This is a genomic window from Geomicrobium sp. JCM 19037 (assembly GCF_000698105.1).
Lineage (GTDB): Bacteria > Bacillota > Bacilli > Bacillales > Marinococcaceae > Geomicrobium_A.
Window position 1 is genome coordinate 1 of record NZ_BAWZ01000061.1, and the last position, 7,773, is coordinate 7,773.

Below are 7,773 nucleotides of genomic sequence, written 5' to 3' on the forward strand. Positions count from 1 at the left end.
GTGCATAGAAAACACGGTGGCTGTCTTTTGGCCACCGATGTTGCACTTATAGTCTGTACTGCATAGAAAACACGGGGGGCGTACTTTGGCCACCGATGTTGCACTTGTGCTCTGGAGTACAAGCATCCGCCTGCAGTGGAAAGCAACAACAAACTGTGCAATTAGGAAAATGTTACGTTCATTCTATATAGTTTCAAACATCCGTTTATGGAATTAGATTCAATATTCTAACGACACTCTATATAAGTTGAACAAAATAGTTTCTTCAAGAACCAGTCGTACGCTTGGTAAAGTGGAGAATGTGCTCGAGTTGAGCGAAATCGCAGGAAAAACGGTATATTCCCATAAACTAAGTATTAGAATGAACGAACTCGGTAACAGATGATAAGGTCGTGTACACCCCCGCCCCGAAGTAACCACAACACGTCGTCTCGGTTCGCGTCGAACCAAGCCCGATTTTGCTTCTGCCCTACTAGGGCCGACAGGTGACTCACTTATGAGCAATGAATCTGCGCGCAAATTGGCACCCAGCACCGCGCTACCCCTCCCACTCAACGCTCAACAGCGCAAATTAGGAAAATCTTACGTTTATTCTATTTTGAAGACTGCTTTTTAACGAAAAAAAGCGGATGTTCCAAAGGAACATCCGCTTTGATCTTATTTCACTTCATGTGTAAGGCATGCATCGTAAAGGTTGTTGTCTTTTAGGACACCAATCAATGTTTCACCGATAACTGCAGGTGTTTCTGCAACTTCGATGCCACACGCGCGAAGCGTTTTTTGCTTTTCTTCTGCTGTACCTTTACCACCAGAGATAATCGCACCGGCATGACCCATACGCTTTCCTGGAGGTGCAGTGGCACCGCCGATGAATCCGACGACAGGCTTCGTCATGTTTTCTTTAACCCATTCAGCAGCTTCTTCCTCTGCAGTACCGCCGATTTCACCTATCATAATTACGGCTTTTGTATCTTCATCTTCGTTGAAAAGTTTCAACGTATCAATGAAATCTGTACCGTTAACAGGGTCACCACCAATACCGACCGCTGTTGATTGGCCGATGCCGTTGGAAGACAGTTGATCTACTGCTTCATACGTAAGGGTACCTGAACGGGATACAACACCGACGTGACCTTTTTTGTGAATGTACCCAGGCATAATGCCAATTTTACATTCTTCAGGCGTAATAACACCTGGGCAGTTCGGTCCAACGAGGCGAGTATTTTTTCCTTCCATATAACGTTTCACTTTTAACATATCAAGAACTGGAATTCCTTCTGTGATACAGATGGCTAGATCAAGTTCAGCGTCTACCGCTTCCATAATTGCGTCAGCTGCAAAGCCAGGTGGAACGTAAATGACTGTTGCATTTGCTCCTGTTGCTGCTTTCGCTTCAGATACTGTATTAAATACAGGAACACCTTCAATTTCCGTACCGCCTTTTTTCGGTGTGACACCGCCGACGATTTGTGTACCGTATTCAAGCGCTTGCTTTGTATGGAATAGTCCGGTACTGCCCGTAATACCTTGAACAATAACCTTCGTATCTTTGTTAATTAAGATACTCATTGTAGTTGGCCCGCCTTTCTATTTTACTAAAGCTACAATTTTTTCTGCGCCATCAGACATCGTGTCTGCAGCTGTAATGTTAAGTCCTGATTCTTGAAGGATTTGCTTACCTTCTTTCACGTTCGTACCTTCAAGTCTTACGACAAGAGGGATTTCAAGGCCGACTTCTTTCGTCGCCGTTACAACACCTTCTGCAATAACGTCACACTTCATGATCCCGCCAAAGATGTTGACGAAGATTCCTTTTACGTGCTTGTCCGAAAGAATGATCTTAAAAGCTTCGGTTACCTTTTCAGCTGTTGCACCGCCCCCAACGTCGAGGAAGTTCGCGGGTTCGCCGCCTTTATACTTGATGATGTCCATTGTAGCCATCGCAAGACCTGCACCATTTACCATACAACCGATGTTTCCATCGAGGGCAATGTAGCTAAGATCGAATTTAGACGCTTCAATTTCTTTCTCGTCTTCTTCATCAAGATCGCGGTACTCCACGATGTTGTTTTGACGATAAAGTGCATTGGAGTCGAAGTTCAACTTCGCATCAAGTGCAAGCACGTCACCTTGCTTTGTCGTTACAAGTGGGTTGATTTCAGCGATGGAGCAATCGTTATCAACGAATACTTTATATAATCCATCCATGAACTTCACGGCTTTGCCGAGCGCGTCCTTTGGAATGTTCATATTGAAAGCAAGTCTTCTCGCTTGGAATCCTTGCAAACCAACAGCAGGATCAATGAACTCTTTGAAAATCTTTTCAGGAGTTTCCTCAGCAACTTCCTCGATTTCTGTACCGCCCTCTTCAGAGCCCATAAGTACAATACGAGAAGTACTGCGATCAAGTACTAGTCCAATATAGTATTCTTGGTCAATGTCACAACCCTCTTCAATAAGAAGGCGTTTCACTTCTTTTCCTTCAGGTCCAGTCTGATGCGTGATGAGCGTTTTTCCTAGAATTTCATCTGCGTATGTACGCACTTCATCTAAGTTTTTCGCTACTTTTACACCGCCGGCTTTTCCGCGTCCACCTGCGTGGATTTGGGCTTTTACAACACTGACTTCTGTAGATAGCGACTTGGCTTTCTCAACCGCTTCATCCACTGTAAAAGCAACATGCCCAGTCGGTACAGCAACACCGTACTTTCTGAGTAACTCTTTACTCTGGTACTCATGAATATTCATGTTCTTTCCATCCTCCCTATGAGTACATTCAGTTTCATAAGATGCGGACGTTTGGCGAATGAATCGCCTACCGCAAGCTCATTACACACATGTTTAATCGTAACACAAAATGTTCGTCCTCAAAAGTTATATGTGCAATAACTTTCAATCTTGCCCACACATTTCCATTAAAAACGTCACGCATTGGGCACGCCCTTTATTATACATTAGTTCTGACGATTCGACACGGTTAGTTTTTTGGGAAAATAACTCATGTGTACGTCATCAACGTAAGAACCGTCCGCTTCTTTCCGGAGCTTCTCTACTCTCGCGTCTTCCAAAAATCCGAATTTATCATAAAGACTGATTGCTCGCTTGTTCGAGGCATACACTTCCAGTGATACTTTTTCTAGTCCTTCTTCTGCTTCGGCCCATTTCAAAAATTCAGTGAGCAACTTCTTGCCAATGCCTTGACCAGTGAAGTGTTCTTGGATACTCATGCCCATCATCCCCCGTGCTTGTAACGCGCGCGCTCGTTTCGTAAAAAGCCGAGCATCCCGATAACCTGTCCGTCATAAATGGCGACAAACATACAGCTCCCTGGTTGCAAATGTTGTCTCAACCACGTCGTTTCAACGGATACGTCGATCTTCCATTCATCCAGTGTACGCCCCATGAATGCAGCATTTTCTCGCAATACTTGTTTTTTATGATTGATGATTGAAACGAGGTCTTGAAGCTTCACATCACGATTGATTACAACATCATACATTTCTAAATACCTCCTGAAAAGAAAAGGGCTTGCCACTGTGAGATCCACTCACAGGCAACCCCCATATCTTTATGTGACATTCAACGCTTTAAATTGACTCATCACTAAGTCGTAATACTTGCCTTTTTCTTTCATCAGCTTCTGGTGATTGCCCTGTTCCAGAATATTTCCTTGTTCCAAAACAATAATGTTGTCCGCTTCACGAATGGTCGATAACCGGTGAGCAATCATAACCGACGTTCTCCCTTTCAAAAGCGTGTTTAACGCTTCTTGAATTTTCAGTTCTGTCTCTGTATCAATACTTGCAGTCGCTTCATCCAAAATAATAATTTTAGGATCTGCAAGTAGCGTCCGAGCAAAAGAAAGAAGTTGTCGTTCTCCAACGCTTAAAATGTTCCCGCGTTCTTCAACTTCAGTTTCGTAACCGTCCTGAAGCCTTCCGATGAATTCATCCGCACCAATCGCTTTAGCCGCCTGTTCTACTTCTTCATCGCTAGCTGAAGGTCGGCCAAAACGGATGTTTTCTCGAATCGTTCCAGAGAATACAAACGTATCTTGAAGCACAGTGCTCACTTCTTCTCGTAAGCTGTTTAATTGATAATCTTCAAGCGCGTTTCCGTCAAGATATACACGGCCGCCTGTCGGGTCGTAATACCGGCCAATCAGGTTGCAATCGTCGATTTCCCTGAGCCCGTATGACCGACGAGTGCAACCGTGTCCCCTGCATCGATCTTTAACGAGACTCCGTTCAACGCTTTTCTCGATTCATCATAACTGAATGTCACATCGTCAAAGACAATTTCTCCATCGAGCTTTTCAGCTGCGTAACCGTCCGCTTTATTTTTGATGTTTGGCCGCTCGTCGAGAAACTCAAAATTCTTTCTGAGGAAGCCATCGCAACGAGCAGCTGGTTGTACACTTGCCCGAGTCGAGAGATCGGCTCCCAAAACATCCCGAGAAAGAAAGCAAACGAAACGAGAACACCAAAGCCAATTGATCCTTGAGCGACGAGGTACGCGCCGTACCAGATGAGCACTGCCGAACCAAGGGCGTTAGACATTTCCACAAACGGACGAAAGTATGCACTTTTCTTTGAAGCTTCTTCCCAAGCGTCATAATTCTCGCGGTTGATGCCATCAAAGAAATCCATGTTGTTGTTTTCTTGAGAAAATGATTGCGTCACGCGAACCCCTTGAATGCTTTCATTCAAGTGCGAGTTTAATTTCGCTTGACGAATTCTGACGGTTTGCCATGAACGACGAATATTTCTTCGTAATTTCGTTGAAATGAAAAACATGATTGGCAAAACAATTAAAACCGCTAACGCCAATGGTGGACTAAGTGTAAAGAGGATGATAATGATGCTCACGAGCATGACGATATCCATGAGCATGTTAATAATCCCGTTTGTAAATAGCTCTTGCAACGCATTCACATCGTTAACGACGCGTACGAGGATCGATCCTGCCGATCGTGAATCAAAGAAACGGTTGGATAACCCTTGAATATGGTTAAACAGTTCCTTTCTTAATGCATGGATCGCGTTTTGACCGATTTGATTCGTCCACTTTATCCGAAATCGGTTCGCAAATAATGAGAAAATATACAAACTTAAAGCAAGAACCGCTAGTTGCAGCATTAAACCGTAATCCTCGTCAGCGAGGGCGTAATCGAGTGCCCACTGACCGATGATAAGCGGAACAATCAGCCGAACGATTGTTGTAATGAGCATGGCAACAATCGCTTTAGGGATGAGTCCTTTGCTTTCTTTCATGTACTTGAACAATCGAGCTAACTTTTCCCAGTTGAAAGGCTTCTCGATTGCCGTGTCTTGACTGTAATGAAATCGCTCCATTACACGACTCTGCTTACTGTTTTGCTGTGACACGAGGCTTGCCCCTTTCAACTAATCGTTTGCGCTTTAATTGCTTCTAAATCTTGATACTGAATATCAAATATTCTACGGTAGAGGCCATTCTTTTCTAATAGTTCATCGTGACGTCCCCGTTCTTTTATCGTGCCTTCTTCTAATACAAGGATCTGATCCGCATGTTGAACACTCGAAATTCGATGGGCAATAATAAATGTCGTTCTGCCTTTCATGAGCTCCTTAAATGCGGCTTGAATCTTAAACTCCGTCTGCATATCAACAGCACTCGTCGCATCATCAAGAATGAGTATGCTCGGGTTCACAAGCAATGCTCTTGCAATTGAAATTCGCTGCTTTTGTCCTCCAGAAAGCCCCATGCCCCGCTCTCCAAGCACCGTATCATAGCCGTTCGGTAGCCCTTCAATAAATTCATGAGCATCCGCGCGTTTCGCCGCTTCAACAATTTCATCTAAAGAAATACTCGGATTTCCGTAGGAGATGTTGTCACGGATTGAAGATGAGAAAAGAAAGGCTCTTGAAGAACAAAACCGATGTTTGCGCGAAGCGATTGCACCGTATAATCTCGATTGTCAATTCCATCGATAGTGATGGATCCGTTCGTTGCTTCATAGAACCTGGCGATTAATTGTGTGATGCTGGACTTTCCAGCACCTGTCCCTCCCATAAGACCAATGGTTTCGCCTTCATTTGCTTTGAAGTTAATGGACGAAAGAGCAGCCTTTTTCTCGGAAGGATAATAAAAATCAACATCTTTAAATTCTACTTCTCCCTTTAATCGTTTGGCGTCTGCCGCGTTAGGAAGATCTTGAATATCTTCAGGCTCATGCAGCACTTCAAGCAAACGCTCTCCTGACGCTTTCGATTGGCTAAAGGTGTTAATGATAAACCCTAAGTTCATAAGTGGGCCCATGATGTACCAAACGAGGCTGAAGAACGCAACAAATGCTCCAGGCGTTAACGTCCCATAAATCGCTAAGTATCCTCCGTAAGCTAAAAGAAGGACGACGGCGATGTTTCCGATGAATTCCATTACTGGAAAGTATTTCGCCCAAATTCCTGACGTAAACAAATACCGATCTCGATAGTGAGAGTTTTATCATCAAATCGCGTCTTCTCAAAGTCTTCTTTGGAGAGTGATTTGACCGTTTGAATACCACTGACGTTCTCTTGAACGCGCGTATTTAAACTGGCCATTGAGATACGAATTTCTTTAAACGCAGGATGTACGAAGCGGTCAAACCGTTGCACGGTTACCGCGAGGACTGGCATCATAAAAAGCGTGACTAACGCCAATTGCGGTGAATAATAAAACATGACGATTAAACTAAAAACGACAATCATAACAAAGTTAAATAACTGCGCAAAACCAAATGATAAAAAGAAACGAAACCCTTCTACATCCGCGGTAAGTCGCGACATCAAGTCGCCTGTACGAGCATTATCGTAATAGCGAAATGGCAAAAATTGCAACTTTTCATACAATCTTTTCCGGAGTTGGTAGACGGTTTGAATGCCGAACAGATCCCCCCAATATTGATTGAAAAATGCTGCGACTGCTTGAGCATCATCACGAAGATAAACCCAATGGATAAAATGGGGATGAGACTGTAGTTTTGATTCACAATCCCTTCGTCAATTGCCAGCTGTAGAAAAATAGGATAAACGACAGTTAAGCCAGTCACAAAAATGAGTGAGAGAATGGAGCCGATAAAGTACTTACGATAAGGCCAGAAAAACTGTTTTAACTGCTTAAATATCTGCATATATGCATCACCTTCTTGTCACATTAAACTATCATTCAGAAACGTTGAAAAATTGTCACTCGATAAATATACCGTGTTTCGAAATAAAATGCTAGCGATTTTTGGAAATTATCTAAAAATGTCCGAGTCGTTTTTACGATAGAAAAGGCATGATGTTTTCACGCAACCATGCCTTTGCCTTTTGAAACAATTAACGATCAGATTCTTTTTGCTCGTCTTGCTTCTGCGATTTTTTGTCGTTAGCTTTCGCTTTGGCATCCTGTTCAAGCGCAGCATAATGAATGCCAAATTCATGTGCAATTTCTTCGTTAAATTGAGTCATCAGCGTCTCGCTTTGTGTTACGTCGAGCAAATTCTTTTTTTTCGTCAACGCTGGTCCCTCCTTTCTTATCTATCCCCCTATCGTTCCCGTTTGTTTGGATTTCTTTCATTTCTCTCTCCACTTGATAAATAAAAGCAAACACTTCAGCAACCGCTTCATACAAGTGCTCTGGGATCGGCTCATTCATATGTAAATGAGACAATAATTCAGCAAGAGACGGATCCTTTTGTACCGGAATTGCTGATTTCTCCGCGGATTTTTTGATCTGGTCAGCCACATGTCCATACCCTTTTGCTTT

At 43.4% G+C, this 7,773-nt stretch carries 6 protein-coding genes and 2 pseudogenes; all 8 read right to left on the reverse strand.

Annotation, left to right across the window (positions count from 1 at the left end):
• Positions 1-657: 657 nt before the first annotated feature.
• Complete coding sequence (sucD, locus tag JCM19037_RS21270; RefSeq protein WP_042404459.1) at positions 658-1,569, reverse strand: succinate--CoA ligase subunit alpha; 912 nt, start codon at positions 1,567-1,569, stop codon at positions 658-660.
• Positions 1,570-1,587: 18 nt separating this feature from the next.
• Entirely contained in the window at positions 1,588-2,748 is a 1,161-nt protein-coding gene (sucC, locus tag JCM19037_RS21275) for an ADP-forming succinate--CoA ligase subunit beta (RefSeq protein ID WP_042404461.1), read from the reverse strand.
• Positions 2,749-2,954: 206 nt separating this feature from the next.
• Positions 2,955-3,227, reverse strand: a complete 273-nt coding sequence (locus JCM19037_RS23780) for a GNAT family N-acetyltransferase (protein ID WP_193744842.1) — start codon at positions 3,225-3,227, stop codon at positions 2,955-2,957.
• 5 nt (positions 3,228-3,232) lie between these two features.
• Entirely contained in the window at positions 3,233-3,499 is a 267-nt protein-coding gene (locus JCM19037_RS23785) for a hypothetical protein (RefSeq protein WP_052364185.1), read from the reverse strand.
• Positions 3,500-3,568: 69 nt separating this feature from the next.
• A pseudogene (locus tag JCM19037_RS21285) lies at positions 3,569-5,354 on the reverse strand (ABC transporter ATP-binding protein).
• A 47-nt stretch (positions 5,355-5,401) separates the two neighbouring features.
• Positions 5,402-7,153: pseudogene (locus JCM19037_RS21290) on the reverse strand (ABC transporter ATP-binding protein).
• Positions 7,154-7,343: 190 nt separating this feature from the next.
• Positions 7,344-7,475 (reverse strand): hypothetical protein, encoded by a 132-nt coding sequence (locus JCM19037_RS28945; RefSeq protein WP_255357967.1) that lies wholly within the window; start codon positions 7,473-7,475, stop codon positions 7,344-7,346.
• The coding region (locus tag JCM19037_RS23790; RefSeq protein WP_052364186.1) for an EscU/YscU/HrcU family type III secretion system export apparatus switch protein at positions 7,462-7,773 on the reverse strand (312 nt) is incomplete at its 5' end. The genes JCM19037_RS28945 and JCM19037_RS23790, both read right to left, overlap by 14 nt.